The organism is Thiomicrospira sp. ALE5, assembly GCF_900112445.1.
Taxonomy (GTDB): Bacteria; Pseudomonadota; Gammaproteobacteria; order Thiomicrospirales; family Thiomicrospiraceae; genus Thiomicrospira.
In genome coordinates this window covers 370,764-388,722 of the sequence record NZ_FOYY01000004.1, presented here as the reverse complement: position 1 = coordinate 388,722, position 17,959 = coordinate 370,764, and the positions used below count along the sequence as shown (strand labels likewise).

Annotated in this window: 20 protein-coding genes and 1 tRNA gene; 8 read left to right on the top strand and 13 right to left on the bottom strand. The window is 48.7% G+C overall.

Annotated features, from left to right (window positions below):
- Positions 1-123: 123 nt before the first annotated feature.
- Both BM293_RS08655 and dut read left to right on the top strand, forming a co-directional pair.
- Positions 124-1,203 carry an AI-2E family transporter gene (locus tag BM293_RS08655; RefSeq protein ID WP_093448504.1) on the top strand — a complete coding sequence of 360 codons (1,080 nt, stop codon included), beginning with the start codon at positions 124-126 and terminating at the stop codon, positions 1,201-1,203.
- Entirely contained in the window at positions 1,203-1,679 is a 477-nt protein-coding gene (gene dut, locus BM293_RS08650) for a dUTP diphosphatase (protein ID WP_093448502.1), read from the top strand. Before BM293_RS08655 ends, dut begins: the two co-directional genes overlap by 1 nt.
- On the opposite strand, the gene BM293_RS08645 is transcribed toward dut, so the two are convergent.
- The 3 genes from BM293_RS08645 to BM293_RS08635 are packed head-to-tail and all read right to left on the bottom strand — an operon-like array spanning position 1,676 to position 3,866.
- Positions 1,676-2,170, bottom strand: a complete 495-nt coding sequence (locus tag BM293_RS08645; protein WP_093448500.1) for a hypothetical protein — start codon at positions 2,168-2,170, stop codon at positions 1,676-1,678. The two genes, dut and BM293_RS08645, sit on opposite strands and share 4 nt — an antisense overlap.
- Before the next feature lie 12 nt (positions 2,171-2,182).
- Positions 2,183-3,013 (bottom strand): bifunctional DNA-formamidopyrimidine glycosylase/DNA-(apurinic or apyrimidinic site) lyase, encoded by an 831-nt coding sequence (gene mutM / locus BM293_RS08640; RefSeq protein ID WP_093448498.1) that lies wholly within the window; start codon positions 3,011-3,013, stop codon positions 2,183-2,185.
- Entirely contained in the window at positions 3,006-3,866 is an 861-nt protein-coding gene (locus tag BM293_RS08635) for a TIGR01777 family oxidoreductase (protein WP_093448496.1), read from the bottom strand. Before BM293_RS08635 ends, mutM begins: the two co-directional genes overlap by 8 nt.
- A 98-nt stretch (positions 3,867-3,964) precedes the next feature.
- Here BM293_RS08635 and folM point away from each other — a divergent pair, with 98 nt between their 5' ends.
- A complete protein-coding gene (gene folM / locus BM293_RS08630) occupies positions 3,965-4,690 on the top strand; it encodes a dihydromonapterin reductase (protein ID WP_093448494.1) in 726 nt (241 codons plus the stop codon).
- A gap of 14 nt (positions 4,691-4,704) precedes the next feature.
- On the opposite strand, the gene ggt is transcribed toward folM, so the two are convergent.
- Positions 4,705-6,378, bottom strand: coding sequence for a gamma-glutamyltransferase (gene ggt, locus BM293_RS08625; protein ID WP_093448492.1), 1,674 nt, complete (start codon positions 6,376-6,378; stop codon positions 4,705-4,707).
- 130 nt (positions 6,379-6,508) lie between these two features.
- Between ggt and gcvH the strand changes: the two genes are divergently transcribed.
- Both gcvH and BM293_RS08615 read left to right on the top strand, forming a co-directional pair.
- Positions 6,509-6,895, top strand: coding sequence for a glycine cleavage system protein GcvH (gene gcvH / locus BM293_RS08620; RefSeq protein ID WP_093448490.1), 387 nt, complete (start codon positions 6,509-6,511; stop codon positions 6,893-6,895).
- Complete coding sequence (locus BM293_RS08615) at positions 6,888-8,087, top strand: class I SAM-dependent rRNA methyltransferase (protein ID WP_093448488.1); 1,200 nt, start codon at positions 6,888-6,890, stop codon at positions 8,085-8,087. Before gcvH ends, BM293_RS08615 begins: the two co-directional genes overlap by 8 nt.
- Positions 8,088-8,093: 6 nt before the next feature.
- Here the strand turns inward: BM293_RS08615 and BM293_RS08610 are convergent, their stop codons facing one another.
- From BM293_RS08610 to BM293_RS08590, 5 genes are all read right to left on the bottom strand, one after another.
- Positions 8,094-9,464, bottom strand: coding sequence for an NAD-dependent succinate-semialdehyde dehydrogenase (locus tag BM293_RS08610; RefSeq protein ID WP_093448486.1), 1,371 nt, complete (start codon positions 9,462-9,464; stop codon positions 8,094-8,096).
- A 10-nt stretch (positions 9,465-9,474) separates the two neighbouring features.
- On the bottom strand, positions 9,475-10,806 hold the full coding sequence (locus tag BM293_RS08605; protein ID WP_093448485.1) for a dihydroorotase: 1,332 nt from the start codon (positions 10,804-10,806) through the stop codon (positions 9,475-9,477).
- Positions 10,807-10,897: 91 nt separating this feature from the next.
- Positions 10,898-11,107: a hypothetical protein gene (locus BM293_RS08600; protein ID WP_093448483.1), complete on the bottom strand. Its 210-nt coding sequence runs from the start codon at positions 11,105-11,107 to the stop codon at positions 10,898-10,900.
- 2 nt (positions 11,108-11,109) lie between these two features.
- Complete coding sequence (locus BM293_RS08595; protein ID WP_093448481.1) at positions 11,110-12,153, bottom strand: Fic family protein; 1,044 nt, start codon at positions 12,151-12,153, stop codon at positions 11,110-11,112.
- A 162-nt stretch (positions 12,154-12,315) separates the two neighbouring features.
- Positions 12,316-13,005: a YggS family pyridoxal phosphate-dependent enzyme gene (locus BM293_RS08590; RefSeq protein WP_093448479.1), complete on the bottom strand. Its 690-nt coding sequence runs from the start codon at positions 13,003-13,005 to the stop codon at positions 12,316-12,318.
- Between the two features lie 128 nt (positions 13,006-13,133).
- On the opposite strand from BM293_RS08590, the gene ppk2 reads away from it, so the two are divergent.
- Positions 13,134-13,928 (top strand): polyphosphate kinase 2, encoded by a 795-nt coding sequence (ppk2, locus tag BM293_RS08585; RefSeq protein ID WP_093448477.1) that lies wholly within the window; start codon positions 13,134-13,136, stop codon positions 13,926-13,928.
- 28 nt (positions 13,929-13,956) lie between these two features.
- The gene (locus BM293_RS08580) at positions 13,957-14,181 is read left to right on the top strand and encodes a hypothetical protein (protein WP_093448475.1); all 225 of its coding nucleotides are present in this window, start codon (positions 13,957-13,959) and stop codon (positions 14,179-14,181) included.
- 90 nt (positions 14,182-14,271) lie between these two features.
- Here the strand turns inward: BM293_RS08580 and BM293_RS08575 are convergent.
- Positions 14,272-14,347 (bottom strand) — tRNA-Asn (locus BM293_RS08575).
- 298 nt (positions 14,348-14,645) lie between these two features.
- On the opposite strand from BM293_RS08575, the gene BM293_RS08570 reads away from it, so the two are divergent.
- Positions 14,646-15,800 carry an MBL fold metallo-hydrolase gene (locus BM293_RS08570; protein WP_093448473.1) on the top strand — a complete coding sequence of 385 codons (1,155 nt, stop codon included), beginning with the start codon at positions 14,646-14,648 and terminating at the stop codon, positions 15,798-15,800.
- 23 nt (positions 15,801-15,823) lie between these two features.
- Here the strand turns inward: BM293_RS08570 and BM293_RS08565 are convergent, their stop codons facing one another.
- The 3 genes from BM293_RS08565 to BM293_RS08555 are packed head-to-tail and all read right to left on the bottom strand — an operon-like array spanning position 15,824 to position 17,916.
- On the bottom strand, positions 15,824-16,336 hold the full coding sequence (locus BM293_RS08565; RefSeq protein WP_093448471.1) for a DsrE/DsrF/DrsH-like family protein: 513 nt from the start codon (positions 16,334-16,336) through the stop codon (positions 15,824-15,826).
- Between the two features lie 12 nt (positions 16,337-16,348).
- A complete protein-coding gene (locus BM293_RS08560) occupies positions 16,349-17,581 on the bottom strand; it encodes a YeeE/YedE thiosulfate transporter family protein (protein ID WP_093448469.1) in 1,233 nt (410 codons plus the stop codon).
- The gene (locus tag BM293_RS08555) at positions 17,575-17,916 is read right to left on the bottom strand and encodes an ArsR/SmtB family transcription factor (RefSeq protein ID WP_093448467.1); all 342 of its coding nucleotides are present in this window, start codon (positions 17,914-17,916) and stop codon (positions 17,575-17,577) included. Before BM293_RS08555 ends, BM293_RS08560 begins: the two co-directional genes overlap by 7 nt.
- Between the last annotated feature and the right edge of the window lie 43 nt (positions 17,917-17,959).

Sequence of the window (17,959 nt, the reverse complement as noted above, 5' to 3'; positions counted from 1 at the left end):
TTGTTATAGGATTTATTTTTTTATTTTAACTGAAATCGCTTTGGGCAACATGACGCTTTGATGACGTTTGCTACTTCAAAGTGCTAAACTGAGCGCAATCACTGATATTTGAGATATAAGACTATGACAGATGCAAAAGGGTTGAGTTGGCTGGTTGGCCTTGCCGCGATTATTATTATTTTGGCCGGCCTCAAAGCGGCAGAGTCCATTACTATTCCGATTATGTTGGCGTTGTTTATTGCGATTATCAGTAGCCCATTTTTAAGAATGCTTACCAAACGCGGCATTCCAGGGTATGCGGCGGTGCTGATTGTACTGTCGGTATTGATTATAGTCGGGGGCGGGTTAGCGTCGATTGTGAGTCAATCGATCAATGCCTTTATGCTTCAGCTACCTCATTATCAAATGCGCTTGCAAACCATGCTCACTGGCTTGGTACCGCTAGCTGAACAGTTTAATATCCCGTTAACTCGCGACATGATTATGCAGCACATTAATCCAGCAACGGTAATGGGCTCAATTGGTACGGCGCTATCTGCAGTCGGCTCTGTACTGACCAGCACGTTTTTGGTGATATTTATTGTTATTTTTCTAATGATGGAAGAAGCGAAGTTGCCCGCTAAATTAAAAGCGGCCAGTAAAAATGCTAACTTCACAATCGAGTTAACCAGTGGTTTTATGGATCGCGTTAATAAATATTTATTTATTAAAACGATTATTAGCTTCATCACAGGTCTGTTAGTGACATTATGGCTGATGTTTTTAGGCGTTGACTTTCCGATACTCTGGGGGTTAATTGCCATGCTAATGAACTTTATTCCCAACATTGGCTCTCTGATTGCAGCGGTGCCTGCGGTACTCTTAGCGATGGTACAACTAGGTTTTGGTGAAGCCGCCTTAGTCGCACTGGGTTTCCTTGTTATTAACGTGGTGATGGGCAGTTTAATTGAGCCGCGTTACATGGGCAAAGGCCTAGGGCTATCGCCGCTGGTGGTGTTTTTATCTTTAATCCTCTGGGGCTGGCTATTTGGCCCGGTTGGGATGTTTTTATCTATCCCGTTGACGATGATTGTCAAAATTGCCCTTGAACAAAATGAAGAGACCCGTTGGATTGGGATAATGCTATCAAATGAGGCACTGCCTACTCACGAGTCCGACAACACTACTTCATCATCAACCCAAGAATCAAAAGGAACCCCTTAATGTTAAACGCGCAAGATAGCCTAACCCTTGAATATAAAATCCTAGACCCCCGCATCGGTGACACAATCCCATTTCCAGCCTATGCAACCGAAGGTTCTGCAGGCCTTGATTTACGTGCCGCGATTGCCGAGCCCCTTACCATTGTGCCAGGGCAAACCCTGCTAATCCCGACAGGCTTAGCGGTACATTTAGCCCATCCCGGCCTAGCGGCGATGATTTTACCGCGCTCTGGCTTGGGGCATAAGCACGGTTTGGTGTTAGGGAATTTGGTCGGGTTAATTGACTCGGATTATCAAGGTGAACTAAAAGTATCTTGTTGGAATCGCGGCGATCAGCCTTATGAAATTGCGGTGGGTGAGCGGATTGCACAAATGGTAATTGTGCCGGTACTGCAACCGCAATTTCAACAGGTATCTGAATTTAGTGATGCCAGTGAACGCGGCCAGGGTGGCTTTGGTCATTCAGGGCGGCGTTAGCGATTGCGAGTTTCTAGCAGGTAAGGCACTTGACTGACTTGGCCATCGCTATGGTGAATCAGTACGGTGACCTGCCACTGCATCACTTCGTTGGTACAAAAAGCTAACATGGTTTGACCGGCAAACATAGTGTCTGGCTGCGCATGTAGATTGACGCGGTTATAGCCCATGTACATATTAATGCCAGCGATATCTAGTTCTACCTTAGTGACATCCTCAAATCCGCTAAGTTGCACGCTCGCTTCAATAGGGCGCGCAATCGGGATTGGTTGCGGCGACAGCGCCAACTCGACCTGCTGGGTTTGATCAGGGCTGGTCGCCAAGCAGGCCTGCTGATGTAAATCGCAGTCGGTTAATAACGGCCAGCTTGGTCCTTTGGTGCTGTCGCTACATCCTCCAAGCAGTATCAGGGTGGTAATTAGGCCAGTGATTGCGGCTGTCATTAAGCCAAGGGATTTGAATGAGGTGTTGTTGAGTGAGTAAGCGGGCATTTGGCTTTCCTTTTACGACGAGCTGGGTAAGGCCTGGCATCTTGGGCAGAATACACTGGCGCGTTGTTGAATAATCATTTTTTCGAGTCGTGTGCCACACACCTGGCAGGCTTCACCGGCACGGCCATAGACATAAAGATGTTGTTTAAAATAGCCCGCTTGACCATCAGCATGATAGAAGTCGCGCAGGGTGGTGCCGCCTTGGTCAATAGCCTTAGCCAATACCTGCTTAACAATCGTTACCCAGTTCTCAGCTTGTTGTTGCGACAAGTCTTTAGCGGGCATCGCGGGATGGAGGCCTGCTAAAAACAGCGATTCATTAGCATAAATATTGCCCACACCCACGACAACCTTATTATCCATAATCAGCGTTTTTAGTGGAATCTTGCGATGTTTAGCCTGTTGCAACAGCCAGTGCGCATTGAACTCAGCATCTAAGGGTTCGGGTCCTAGGTGGGCGAGCAATGGATGGGACGCGGCGGTGTCATCGGTCCAGAGCCAAGCACCAAAGCGGCGTGGGTCATGATAACGTAGGGTCTGACCTTGGGTGGTCAACAAATCAATATGGTCGTGCTTTTTGCGCGGTGTATTGGCATCTAAAATGCGTAACGAGCCAGACATGCCGAGATGAATAATTAGCGTACCGGTCGGAAACTCAAGCAAGAGGTATTTGGCGCGACGACTTAGGCGGGTGATGGTTTGTTGGGTAATCTTAGTGGCAAGATCACTTGGCACTGGCCAGCGTAGCCGTCCTTGATGTACGGTCAAACCCGCCACGGTTTGCCCATCTAAGTGCGGGGCAATGCCACGCAGTGTCGTTTCAACTTCAGGTAATTCAGGCACGGCTCACCAAGTGTTTTAAGGCCGAGGTAGCATCAGGGTAGGTGAATTTAAAACCTAATTCAGTTAAGCGGGTTGGCACTACACAACTGCTATGAGTCAGTACTTGAGCGCCTTCCCCAAACAGAATTTTTAGCGCAAACTCTGGCATGGGTAGCCAAAATGGACGGCCTAACGCATGAGCAAGGGTGCGACCAAATGCCGCTTGGGTCAGCGGCTCGGGTGCGCAGAAATTAATCGCACCACTCAGCGTCGGTTGGGTTAGCGCCCAACTGATCGCTGCGACCAAGTCATCAATATGAATCCAGCTAAAACATTGTTGCCCCCCGGCCACTGGACCGCCTCCGCCCAAACGAAACGCCGGTAACATTTTCGCTAACGCGCCACCATCCAATCCGAGTACTACGCCAAAACGCATAATCAGTGGCGCAGGCGTCAGTTGGGCATTAGCGGCTTCCCAGGTTTGTCCTAAGTGACCTAAAAAACCTGGATCGACATCGGTACACTGTTCGTCAAGGGGTTGACCACAAGGGCGTTGCGGATAAATACCAATCGCGGAGGCCGCTAAAATGCGTTGGGGTGGGGTGGTGGCTTTAGCGAGGGCTTTTTGTAGCAGCTCGCTGGTAGCAATCCGGCTGTCATAAAGTTCGCGCTTATAGGCTTCATTCCAGCGTTCGCCAATATTGGCGCCCGCTAATTGAATCACCACATCTTGGTCATCAATGAGTTGGGTGAGGTGATCTAAGTCCTTAAATGCTGAGCGCCCTTGCGCACTGATCTGATGGCCCTGCTCGGTAAGATGACGTGATAGGTGACGCCCCACAAATCCGGTACCGCCTAGAATAACAATCTTCATGATCTGTTCCTTTTTTTCGCTTTTATGCGAGAGGTCAACGCAGTAGAATTCTGTTTCACTTATTATAGTTTAAATTGTGAAGGGAATCAGGAGGCAGTGTGAAACTCGAACAGGCAATCGTGATTACCGGGGCAGGTCAGCGAATCGGGTTGGCTTTAGCGCAGCATTTAATGCAGAGGCGTTCGCATCCGATTGTATTTACCTATCGAAGCCTCAAGCCGGGCGTAGAGCAGTTGTTAGACGCCGGCGCAGTGGGCTTGCAGGTGGATTTTAATCAACCCGATGCGGTTAAGCACTTGCTGCCAAAATTGACCGAGCGGATCGGTAGTATCCGCGCCTTGATTCACAATGCCTCGCTCTGGTGGCCGGATTCGGCACCAGATGCCTTGCAAAAACAATTTGATGTGCATGTGCGTGCGCCTTATGAGCTTAACCAGGCCTGCTTACCCTTGTTACAAGCCTGCCAGTCCGAGCAAAAGGATATTATCAGTATTTCCGATGCGCGCGTTAGCCAAGGTCATCCGTCGAAAATTGCCTATTTAGCAACCAAAGCCGCACTAGAAAATATGACCTTGTCTTTTGCGCAAGCTTTTGCCCCTGATGTAAAAGTTAATGCCATTGCCCCCGCCTTATTAACTTTTCATCCGCAAGACAGTGCGGCCTATCGTCAAGCACGTTTAGACCGGTTATTGTTGCCGATGGAGCCGGGTGCGCAGGTGTTGTGCCATGCTGTCGATTATTTGCTGGATAATCCCTACACCACGGGCACGATTTTGCCCTTAGATGGCGGTAGCCGTTTGGTCGGCCAACGCCTGGATAAATAATCGAATAACTAAAGTTACTGAGGTTGTGGCCAAACGCGGCTTTCACCGCGCCCACGTTGGTCTGAAGCTGCGTCAAACGTACCATCGGCTTGTCGCTTAATCACTTGCATATCGCCAAAAAAGCGTCGTGCTTCCACTTGATAGCCCAACTCACGCAATTGTTGTTGTGTGCTGCTATCGAGTTCCGGGTGAAAACCTATCTGTTGTGATGGCCAAAGTTGATGATGTACTCGCGTAATATCTATGGCTTGTTGTAACGGCATCTTAAACCAGTAACTGTTAAGTAGGGTTTGAAACACGCTGGTAATAATCGTTGAACCACCGGGCGTGCCTAGTACTGCATCGACTTTTTGATTGGCAATCACGATGGTTGGACTCATTGATGACAGCATGCGTTTATTCGGTGCAATGGCATTCGCTTCATTGCCTATCACACCATATAAATTGGGCACGCCGGGTTTGGCTGAAAAATCATCCATTTCATTGTTCATTAAAAACCCAGCTCCAGGTACGACCCAGCCATTACCGAACGGCATATTCAGGGTGAAGGTGCTAGCCACGGCATTGCCCCAGCGATCTACAATAGAAAAATGCGAGGTTTGTTCAGACTCATTAAACGGTGCCAGGCCTGGTGCCACTGCTTCAGTAGCACTGGGTGCAGTTAAATTAATCTTCGCGGCACGCTTAGCAATATAAGCTGGATCAATCAATTTTGCGATGGGTACATCCACAAAATCACTATCGCCTAAATATTCCGCACGATCGGCATAGGCGCGTTTTTTCAGCTCCGCTAGAATATGGATATAGTGCGCCGAATTATGGGATTCAGCCTTGAGTGCCTGTTGATGTTGTTCGGCCATCAATAGCAATTGAATCAGCGCAATACCGCCTGAGCTGGGCGGTGGAGCGGACACGACGGTCATACCTTGCCAGTCAGCTTGCACAGGTTCGCGCCAAATGGCGTGATAGTTGGCCAGATCTTGATGGGTAATCAAACCGCCAATACGTTGTTGATGCGCGACAATTAAATCGGCCGTTTCACCATGATAAAACTCCCTTACACCATCGCGTGACAGGCGCTTTAACGTAGCGGCTAGTTCAGGCTGAACCAGCCGCTCACCCACCCCCAAATTACCAAAATACGTATTAAAGTTGTTACTATAGCCTTTATCGCTAGACCAACCACTGTACCAGTCAGCGACATCAGCCAATGCTTGGGACACCACAAAACCCTGTTCAGCTAATTCAATCGCGGGTGCTAAGACTTCCTGCCAACGTAAATGACCAAAGCGTTGATGCGCTTGCCACAAGCCCATCACTTGACCCGGTACGCCGCTAGATTGCGGACCTAATAGCGATGCAAAGGGTATCACTTCACCTTGTTCATCTAAAAATAAGTCACGATGGGCACGAGCGGGTGCGGTTTCACGATAGTCTAAAAACCAATTGTGATGATGCATGCGCATCAGCATAAAGCCACCCCCGCCCAAATTGCCGGCTTCAGGATAGGTCACCGCGAGACCAAATGAGGCGGCCACGGCGGCATCGACAGCATTGCCTCCACGATCAAGAATATGCTGGGCAATCGCGGCTGAATAATGGTCAGGCATCGCCACCGCATGCTGGTAAGCCTGGCTGCTAGGGACATAAAGCAAACAAGATAATAGGGCGGTTTTTAACCAACGCATAGTTGAACCTTTTGAAAAGACATTGTGTGGTTAGGTGCATTAATATACGGCGCGGCTGTATTAATAATATGCCTTGGTTATAATAGCTAAAATATTATTTCAATAACAACTTTTATATAGGATTGCCAAGATGGGCCAACTACCTGAACACTTAAAATATTGCACCACCCATGAATGGGTTTATTTAGACGAGCAGGGTTTGGCTGTGGTGGGCATCACCGATTTTGCTCAAGAATCTTTGGGTGATTTGGTCAATGCCGATTTACCTGAAGTAGGCGAGACGGTCAGTGCCGGTGATGACATTATGGTGCTGGAATCGGTGAAAACGGCTTCTGATATTCACGCGCCAATCAGTGGTGAAATTGTGGCGGTGAACAATGCGCTAGAAGATGAACCAGAATTGGTGAATGATGAACCCTATGACGCCGGTTGGTTATTTAAGATTAAGCCAGATGATATCGGCGAGCTAGAAGATTTATTTACCGCAGAAGACTATCAGGCGGAAATCGATGGCTAATTTTCCGAATTTGCGCTTAAAAAAGCACGAAGAACGCCGTATTAAGCAAGGCCATATGTGGGTGTTTAGTAATGAAGTGGACACACAGGTTACGCCGTTAAAAGCATTTGAGCCGGGTCAACAGGTCGTGGTTGAAGCGAGTAATGGCAAGGCGTTGGGCTTGGCCTATGTTAATCCAAATAACTTGATTTGTGCGCGGGTGTTTAGCCGTGACACCAAACATCAGCTTGGCATGACGTTTTTCAAAAAACGCTTACAACAAGCGCAAGCATTACGCGAGCTCAATTATGATCAGCCTTATTATCGTTTAGCTTTTGGCGAAAGCGATGGGGTACCAGGCCTGGTGATTGATCGTTTTAACGACGTGTTTGTCGCTCAAATTACCACGGCGGGAATGGAAGCCTGTAAAGATGATATTTTACAAGTGTTGATCAATCTCCATCACCCGCGTGCGGTGGTGTGGCGTAATGATACGGCTAGCCGAGATATCGAAGGCTTAGAACGCTATCAAGCGCTGGCCTATGGCGAGTTACCCGAGCAAGTAGAGCTGGTCGAAAATGGGGTGCGTTTTATTGTTCCCGGTCTAGGGGGACAAAAAACCGGCTGGTTTTATGATCATCGTTCAGGGCGGGCGCGTTGTGCCGAGTTGGTCAAGGATAAACGCGTCTTAGATGTGTTCAGCTACCTAGGGGGTTGGGGCGTGTTAGCCGCCGTGGCTGGTGCGCGCGAAGTCGCTTGTGTTGATGCCTCTGAAGCGGCGTTAGACGGCGTGCATCTTAATGCGGAGCTGAATGGTGTAGCAGATAAAGTCACCAGTTATCAGGGCAATGCGTTTGAAGTACTGACGGCGCTTGCACAACAGGCTGAAAAATTTGATGTGGTTATTGTCGATCCGCCGGCGTTTATTAAACGTAAAAAAGATTTTAAGGCGGGTTCAGAAGGTTACCGACGGGTTAATGAGTTGGCGATGCGTTTAGTCGAGCCGAATGGTGTATTGGTGTCAGCATCCTGTTCACACCACATGCCTCGCGCGACCTTAATATCGCAGGTGCAAGCTGCCGCCAGTCATTTAGACCGTACGGTTACATTGTTTGATCAAGCAGGTCAAGCCCCGGATCATCCGATTCATCCGGCGATACCTGAAACAGAGTACCTAAAGACGCTGTTTTTTAGAGTATCGCCAAAATGGTAATCGCTGTTATTTAATCCAAATCGATTTGACGTTGGTAAACTCGCGAATGCCGTGATATGACAGTTCGCGGCCATAGCCGGAGTTTTTCACGCCACCAAAGGGTAAGCGTGGATCGGATTTGGTGAAGTCATTGACAAAACATGCCCCTGATTCCATACGCAGTGCCATGGTTTCTGCGGTGGCGTGGTCGCCAGACCAGACTGAACCGCCCAAGCCAAAATCAGTTGCATTTGCCAAGCCCACGGCATGCGCCGGTTCAGTCGCTTTAAATATCAGTGCTACCGGGCCAAAAAACTCTTCACGATAGGCGGGCATCGCGCTCGAAATATCGGCCAAAATAGTCGGCGCATAATAGCTGCCGGGGCGATCCAGTTGATAACCGCCTGTGACTAAACGCGCACCATAATCGACGCAGGTTTGTACCTGTTGATGCAGTTCATCCAACAGGTCTTGGCGCGCCATTGGGCATAGGGTGGTAGCCGGGTCGAGCGGGTCGCCTGCAACAAACTTAGCCTCCACAGCTGCTCTCAGACGACTAATAAAGTCTTCATAAACAAACTGATCAATGATAAAGCGCTTGGCGGCAATGCAGCTTTGGCCCATATTTAGATAGCGACTGGTGACAGCTGCTTCAATGGCGGCTGGTATATCGGCATCGTTCATCACGATAAACGCATCCGAGCCACCCAGCTCAAGCACGGTCTTTTTCAATTCCGCTCCGGCAATGGCCGCGACTTTACGTCCGGCAGGTTCACTGCCGGTTAGGGTCACGGCACGCACATAACGATTGCGGATCACATTTTCAACCTTGTCTGAACCTATCATCAGATTGGTGAAAATATGCGGCGGGAAGCCCGCTTCTAAAAATACCTGCTCAATAGCTTGGGCGCATTGCGGTACATTCGAGGCGTGTTTTAACAAGCCAATATTTCCAGCAATCAGTGCCGGCGCGGCAAAGCGAAAGACCTGCCAAAACGGATAGTTCCAAGGCATCACTGCCAGCACCACGCCAAGCGGTTGGTAGCAAATATAGCTTTTGCTGGCATCGGTTTCAATCAGCTCGTCGGCCAAGAAGGCCGGGCCGTTTTCGGCATAAAACTCACACACCCAGGCGGACTTTTCGATTTCGGATTTGGCTTCATTAATCGACTTACCCATTTCAAGGGTAATGAGTTTAGCCAGTTCATCTTGCTTTTCACGCAAGACCTCCGCGGCGTTTTTCATCAGCTGACAGCGTATGTCCATCGGGGTGCGTTGTGACCACTCCAAGAATTCGGCTGCCGCGCGGCGAACCGCTAAATCTAAGCGTTCTTGATCCCAGGCTTCAAATTCAGCCAGCTTTTCACCGGTTGCAGGATTGATTGATTGCAATGCCATCTAGTCCTCCTTAGCGGTTAAATAATAAACGTTGGCCAGGCACAAACTCGGCAAACTGCCCTTGATCATACATGACACGGCCATTGACCAGGGTTTTAATCACGCTGGATTTAAAGGTATGGCCTTCCCAAGGTGACCATTGGCATTTGTATAAATTTGTTTCCTTGGTGTCAGTATGCGGCTTGTTTAAATCCACCAACACTAAATCTGCCCAATAGCCTTCGCGGATAAAGCCACGGTCTTGAATGTCAAACAGCCGTGCCACATTGTGTGAGGTACGATCGACAATTTGCTCTAGGGTAAAGACGCCTTGGTGATAGAGGTCAAGCAGGGCGCTTAACGACTGTTGCACCTGAGGCAGGCCAGCCGGGGCTTTAAAGTAGCTGTTTTGTTTTTCGTCCCAAGTATGCGGCGCATGGTCGGTGGCAATCACTTCAATACGGCCATCAATCACCGCCTGGCGAATCGCATCGCGGTCGGCTTGGGTTTTGACCGCCGGGTTACATTTCACCAACGATCCTTTAGTCTCATAGTCGGCATCGGTAAACCACAAATGGTGGACACAGGCCTCGGCGGTGATTTTTTTGTTGGCCAACGGGCCGGGGGTGAACAGATCCAATTCTTCTTTAGTGGTGATATGCAAAATATGCAAGCGTGCGCCGGTTTCCTGTGCCAGCTTCACCGCCATCGCTGAGGATTTATAGCAGGCTTCGCGGCTACGAATAATCGGATGCGCACTCATGGGCACATCGTCGCCATATTTTTCGCGGAAGGCCTCTTCATTGGCCTTAATCATCGGCGTATCTTCGCAGTGGGTGGTGATTATGATGGGGCTATTGCTAAAAATCGCGCGTAACGCGGTTTCTTGATCGACCAACATATTGCCGGTTGACGAGCCCATAAACACTTTGACGCCACAGACGGTTTTCGGGTTTACTTTTGCGACTTCATCCGCATTATCATTGGTACCACCCAAATAAAACGAGTAGTTCGCCCAGGATTTTTCAGCACCGATGGCATACTTGGCTTCCAAGGCCTCTAAAGTGACAGAAGGCGGATTGACATTGGGCATTTCCATATAACTGGTGGTGCCACCGGCGATTGCGGCACGTGATTCCGTGCCGATATCGCCTTTATGGGTAATGCCCGGTTCACGAAAATGCACCTGATCATCAATCATGCCGGGCAACAAATGCAAGCCTTCGGCGTTGATTTCAAGGTCGGCTTTAACATCAATCTGCGGTGCAATTTGGGCAATGCGACCGTTTTCGATCAAAACATCAGCAACCTGCTGCTGGTTTTCGTTGACAATCGTGGCGTGTTTAATCAGGGTTCGTGACATGATGAAGTCCTTTATTAAAAAGTGTGTTCTATTCTAGCAAGATTGGGTCAGGGGCGGAAATAATCGCGTTTGCTAAGCTATGTTTGCGGATTTATTGAGTTTTGCCATTTTCGGCAACTGCTTCCAAAATGGAAATAGTTGCCTCTCGCTGCAATTCATCCGATTCGTAGATGTTTTCAAGGTGCTTAGAAATCGTAAGCACACAGACACCAAACAACTCCGCCATGCGTTTTTGCGTTAGCCAAAAGGTTCCATTATTCAATACCACTTCAACATTAATCCGGCTGTTCGGCTGGTTCATGATTACTCTCCAGTGATTATTTGCCAATAGCCGCCTTTGTCGGGACCGACTCGCCGAATAATACCGGCATCACGCAGTTTGTTAATCACACCACGCACTTGGTTTTCGGTCATATCCATCGATACCGAAAGCTCTTTGCGGCTGGCGGAGGGGTTGTGTGCGAGGGCGTGAAGAATTTTCTGGTGGTTTTCTGGTGGTTTTCTGGTGACTGCTGGAGGGTTTTCTGGTGATAGGACGATCATCAGGTCACGGTTTTTAAGCGGATGTTGTTCACCAAACAACAGATTGCCAAAAAATCGATCCAGGTAAGCGGTGGTTTTCTCAATGCCGTATTCTAGGTTTTGGTAGTTCGCTCGTACCAAGGCATTGCGAAAATAGAGGGCGTTTTCTTCAAACAGGCTGTTGTCGGCCTTAAATCCGAGCTGACGCAGATACTTGATTAAAAACACGGCGGTGGTGCGGGTATTGCCTTCAGCAAAGGGATGAATTTGCCAGAGGTCAGAGATGAATTCTGCGATATGCGCGACCGCTTGTTTTTTGGTGAGATTGCGATAGGAAAATTTTTTTTCTTGGGTAAAGTCATAATCCAGCGTTTCGCGCAAATTTAATGCGCTGCCATACTGCACACTCTCGCCGTGCAAAATCGGTTCTGACTTGGTGATGTCGAAAGCGCGGAGTTGTCCGGCAACCTTGGCATCTAAAATCCCCGTAAACAGATACTTATGAATAGCGATGTATTCAGCTGGACTGAAGGTAAAAGCGTTGGTACTAAGTAGTTTATTGATGCGCGATGACACTTCATCCGCCTCGCGTTTTCTCTGTTCGCTTGCGGTGCCAGGTGGATGGTGGCGGTAATAGGTGGCAATCTCTTGCTCTGCTTCTTCGACAGAAAGTTTGCCTTCGATATTGTCTATGGCGATTTGGATTAGATATGGCGATGGCGTGAGACCGTCCACCTCTTGCAGACCAATGGCAATGCGCCAGTTTTCGGCCTTTTGTCGTTTGTCGGGGTCGCTGATTTTTTTGTATTGCCCGAATTCATTCATGCCTTACGCCCTTTCGATTTCGGCAACGATGGCATCAATAGAATCACGCACATCATTGGCTATTGCCCAGATTTGTTTATGAAAAGCGGCGCGTTGTTGTCGGTTTGTCATTGAGATGGTCATATTGGTGATTTTAAGTAATTTAATTTGTGTATTTTAGCATTAGACGCGTGCGCCAAACAAATCCGTGCCAATGCGTATTTGGGTGGCGCCTTCTAGGATTGCGGCCTCTAAATCGTTCGACATGCCCATTGAAAGCGTATCAATGGGGTGTTGCGGCAGGGTCGTTTGTAGTTGTTCAAATAGCGCGCGCACCTGTGCAAAGGCTTGGCGTTGCGCGGCAATGTCATCGGTCGCAGCGGGAATCGCCATTAAACCGCGAATCACCAGGCCTGGTAATAACGCAATCGCTTGTGCTGCGCTGATCAGCTCTGCCGGTAAAAACCCAGACTTGCTTTCCTCTTGACTAATATTAACCTGAAGCAAAATATTAAGCGGCGCGCGGTGAGTTGGTCGTTGCGCGCTAAGGCGTTGAGCAATTTTTAGACGATCGACACTTTCTACCCAGTCAAAATGCTCGGCAATCGGTTTGGTTTTATTGGATTGAATCGGTCCAATAAAATGCCAGGTTGCATCGGGATGGGCGGCTATTTTGGGCAAAGCATCTTGCAGATAGTTTTCGCCAAAGGCGCGCTGGCCGAGGGCGATAAATGCGGCTACCGCAGTGGCCGGTTGCGTTTTGCTAACCGCCAAGAGGCTCACGTCATTGGGGGCGCGGTTGGCTTGTAAGCAGGCTTGCTTAATTCGTTGTTTTACTTGTGCGAAGTTGTGAGTGTAATCCTGTGGCGTCATGGGGTATCCTCTTCATTGATTGGGTTGATTCTAGCCTATTAATTATTTTATTTGGCTATTTTAGAGCCCCCTTGCTATGCTGAGATTATGCAATAAATATGTTTTAAGCAAAATGGCAAGGAGTGTATGTGAAGCAAGTTAAATCTAGTGAGAGTAACTATCCTTACGATGATAAGTTGGGGCGCAGTGAATATGAGTCCATGAAGCGTGATTTGCAAATTGAATTACTCAAAATGCAAAAGTGGGTTAAAGATACCGATCAGCGTATTGTGATGTTGTTTGAAGGGCGTGATGCGGCGGGCAAGGGCGGCACCATTAAACGGGTGATGGAACATTTAAACCCGCGTGGCGCGAGGGTCGTCGCCTTAGATAAACCTAATGAGCGTGAAAAAGGTCAGTGGTATTTTCAGCGGTATTTAGAGCATATGCCGACCCAAGGTGAGATGGTGCTGTTTGACCGGTCTTGGTATAACCGTGCCGGTGTTGAGCGTGTCATGGGCTTTTGTACACCGCAGCAATACACCCAGTTTATGCATCAAGTGCCAGAGGTTGAACGGATGTTGGTCGCTGATGGCGTAATCTTGATGAAGTTTTGGTTCTCGGTTGGGCGTAAGGAGCAGTTGCGCCGCTTTACGAGTCGAAAAAATGATCCATTGAAGCAGTGGAAGCTCTCGCCCATGGACTTGGCCTCCTTAGACCGCTGGGATGATTACACCAAAGCCAAAGAAGATATGTTCTTTTATACCAATACCAATGAATGTCCTTGGACAGTAGTTAAGTCAAATGATAAAAAACGTGCGCGTTTAGCCTGTATGCGATTTATCTTGAATAGCCTGCCTTATGAAGGAAAAGATGAGTCGATTGTCGGCGGACCAGATCCGCTGATTCTTTCCAGTGGTGATGATATTTTTCAAGACGATTAACTGATTTTTAATTGATAGGATATGCATTATGACGATGAGAATTAACGGTCATGCCAAAGAAGTAGTAGCGCGTTTTAAGGTTATGTTGGATGAGCAGCAATTAGAAATGATGGGTGAGGAGCATTTTGAAGAGCTCGAACTTTTAATTGATGCGGCGATGGAAGTCGTGCATTCAGATGCATACCATGAATTTGCTAAAGAGCTCGAAGCCATAGCCAAGAAAATGCGTAAGAGCTCCGCTCACACGAGTTAATAGCGCAGTATGGTTAGCTGTCACCCAAAATAGGGCGATTTAAAACAAAAAACCCCTCGCAAGTTAAACAACAAGCGAGGGGTTTAAATTTGGCTCCCCAACCTGGACTCGAACCAGGGACATACGGATTAACAGTCCGGTGTTCTACCAACTGAACTATTGGGGAATAGTCGTTCAAACTTGCGTTTGATGTGGCGTATTATAGAGCCTAAAAATCACTTTGCAATAGTTTTTGTAAAAAAAGTTTCAGCAAACAATGCCCGTATTTATTGGCTTTAGTCACTGGTATATTGCTAAACATTATCTAAATGAATCGAAGACAGGTGTATGACATGGAAAAATACCAGGGCGTTTATTTTGGTAAGAATTGTGCTCAAATTGAAGAGGTTTGAGTTTTAGCTAATGACCTGTGCATAATGACTGAATAGTGTTTAATAGCTTAGATAATGACGAAGAGGATAATCATGAAATCATTAACTAAAACATCTACTGTAATGGCATTGGCAGCAGGCCTGCTGACGACGTCATTCGCTTATGGTCAGGCATCGAACAATGCCTATGAGGATGAGTGGTCGCGAGCCTTTAAGCAGTATGCTGCGCAACTTAATGATCCGGTGTTGGCGCAGTCGATCTTAAACTATACCGCTCAACATGAACGCTTGTTGCAACAACATGGCTATATAGGCCGTGTCTTGCCCATCCCGGCGATTGAGGAAGTCGCGCCGGGGGTGTTTTTTGTGAAGGGTGCCCTAATGTGGGGCACGCTGGAAAATTTCGGTTTGAATAATAACATTACGGCGGTCGAGCTTGAGTCGGGTATTTTTGTGTATAACACCGGTTCTAATCCCGCCGTTGCCTATAGTTTTCATCAAAAATTGCAGCGTCATACCGCGATGCCTATTAAATGGTTGGCGATAGAGAATTATCAATCTCATGCTAATTTAGGGGCCAGTTATTGGATGGATGTTGGGGTGCGTAATCTATATAGCGAGCAGGCGGCGGCGGATTTTTGGCAGGTTCGCGGCTTTGATCGTGCCGTGCAGCGGGTCAGCGAGTATGGGCCGTTATTAATTCAGCCGGTTCGTAATGTCGCTGATCGCTATACGCGCTTTGAAGATCGCTTGGTGATTAATGAAGGTACCGGGGATGAGGTGCATTTGGTCAACTTTGGCGGTGGGCATACCCCAACTATGACCGGTGCGTTTATTCCAAGCAAGAACATCTTGTTTACCGGTGATTTGGGGTTTGTAGAGCGTTTACCAGGCCTGCTTCATGGCTCGTCTTACAGTGAATGGTTGCAATCTTTTGAACGCATGGTGGACTATGTGACCACCCATTCGCCGGATCTAGACAATCTGTTGGTTATTCCTGGCCACGGTGGGGCCACCAATTTAACCGAGTTAACCCGTCAAACCTATGATTACTTTAAAGACTTAGAGAAGGTGGTCAAGCAAGCGATTGAGCAGGGTGTGGCGCGCCAGGATTTAGCACGGCACGTTGAGATGCCGGCCTATCGAGATCGTCCAATGTATAGTCAACTGTTTTTACGCAATGCGTTAAGCGTGTTTGATGAATTAACCACTGGTCAGGTCAGTGATCCGATGCTAGCTGACGAATAGCGCTAGCCGTGAAATAGCGTTGGTTAAATAAATAAACTTTGGTCGCGTGCCGAATCGGCGAGATAGCTGGCGGCACCGGCATATTCAATGCCCTCAATCAGATCCGCTGGGTTAAACCCTAATAGTTCCATGCTCATTTGGCAGGCGGTCATTTTAACGCCCAGTTCTAAGCACAGTTCTCGCATCTCTGCAAACGGCAGCTGGCCGTGGCTGGCTAATTGGCGTTTAAAAGCCCAGGTTGCCAAGCGCGTCATTCCCGGTAAACTCCATAGCAGGTCAGGGGTGTAACCTCGCCAATCAATCGCTTTTAAGCTGGCCGGGCCAATGGGTGAGCGAATCGGCATCGCCGGATTGCCAACGGGTGATACACGCAAGCTACGGGTGTCTTTTAGTAAACAGCGAATGCCATAATAGCTAAAAAAGATATGTGCGTCTTGGTCGAGCGTCCGCGCAGTGCTGGCAAGAATTAAGCTTGGATAAGCCCAGTCCAGTGACCCTTTCGTTTGAATAATAGTCAGTCGATCCGCTTGTTCCATAAGTCTTTCCTGTTATTTTGAGCGATTAAGCCAGGCTAGCGCCACCATATTGCCGATAACGGCGGCGATGAGCCATAGCCAGCCATGTAAGCTACCCGAGGCGATACCGCTAAAGAGCGCGCCGATATTACAGCCGTAAGATAGCATAGCACCTAAGCCCATTAACAAACCGCCAAGCGCATAATAGCCTATAGCGTGCTGGCCGACCGGTAAGGGGTTGATCGCCTTGGGTTGTAGAAGGGTAACGGCTAGCGCACCAAATATAACCCCTAAGGTGGTCATGCTGACATGGTCTAACCAAAGCGGTCGAGCGACACGGTCTTGATAGTGACCGGCAATATCCCAAAACGACCAGTCTAACAGCATCCAGCCGGTGTGTAATTCAATCCACTCGGCTAGTTTAAACGGCCAGAGGGCAAACACCGATGCCACCGACCAGGGTTGCCCCGCTAATAACAAAATAAAGGCACTAAGCAGCGCGAGTAGCAGGCCTGCTAACAGTAGCTGTTGTGCGCGACTGAGTGCTAAATCGTTGCTTGATGATGGCGCATAGGGCGTCGCGCCCCATTTTGACTCTAGGTTAAGTAACTGGGTAAGTTGCTGGGTGCGCCGTTGCTCATAGCGGGTTAATGCCCAATAGATCAGCGCCAGCAGGCCCAGACTCATCAGCAGGCCTGCTAGGCCCCAATCCAGTGTAAAAGACCAGGGGTGCAACGCTGGCCAGGCATCCCAGTAGGTAAAGCTATAAGCCGCCAGCACGCCGCCGACAAACATCATCAGCAGTGACACCATCGGCAGCGCTTGGAGTTGGCCGACGCGATTAAGCGTACCTGACGAGCAATTACTCGCCAACTGCATCCCAATCCCAAACAAAAATGCGCCCAGAATCACCGACCACCCAGCTGGGCGCACTAACCCCTGAAAAGACCAATCATCAGATTGCCCTAACCACAACAGTGGACTAAATAACAGGAGTGCTGCGGCGAGCATAATCACCTGCGCGCGTGCCCCAAGCGTGTTGCCCTCTAAAATGGATTTACGCCAGCTACTACTAAAGCCAAACACAAAATAATTCAGGGTGGCACCTAAGCCCATGCCGACCAGCAGCAGGCCTGCTGATACCCATGCCCCCTGCAGGACTAACCAGCTTAATATCAGTATTAACAAGCCGGCACTGGTTGCAAGTATGATTTGACGAACCAAAGTGTAATGGCTACGCCAGTGTGCGAGGCGAGCGGTTAGCATGTCGGCGCGCTCAAACGAGCAAAATCAGCGGCAAAATCGGGGTGAGTTTGCCAGGCCTGCAACCAAGGCTCAATGGGTAAGGGGAGAGGAGTGATGAGTTGATAGTGCATCCATGCCCCTTGGCGTTGGGCATTCACCCAGCCATGGCGTTTTAAATAGGCCAAATGCCGGGAAATAAGACTTTGTCCTAGAGCGGTCGCACTAACCAGCTCACAGACACATAGGCTCGGCTGACTAGCTAACAGGGTTAATAGTCGTAAGCGCACCGGATCACTGATGACTTTGCCATGGGCCGCAAGTTGGTCTAGCGGAAGACTGTGCCAAAGGTTTGTCATAAAAATGCAACCATCCTCGGTGCTAAATCGGTTAATATCTGCC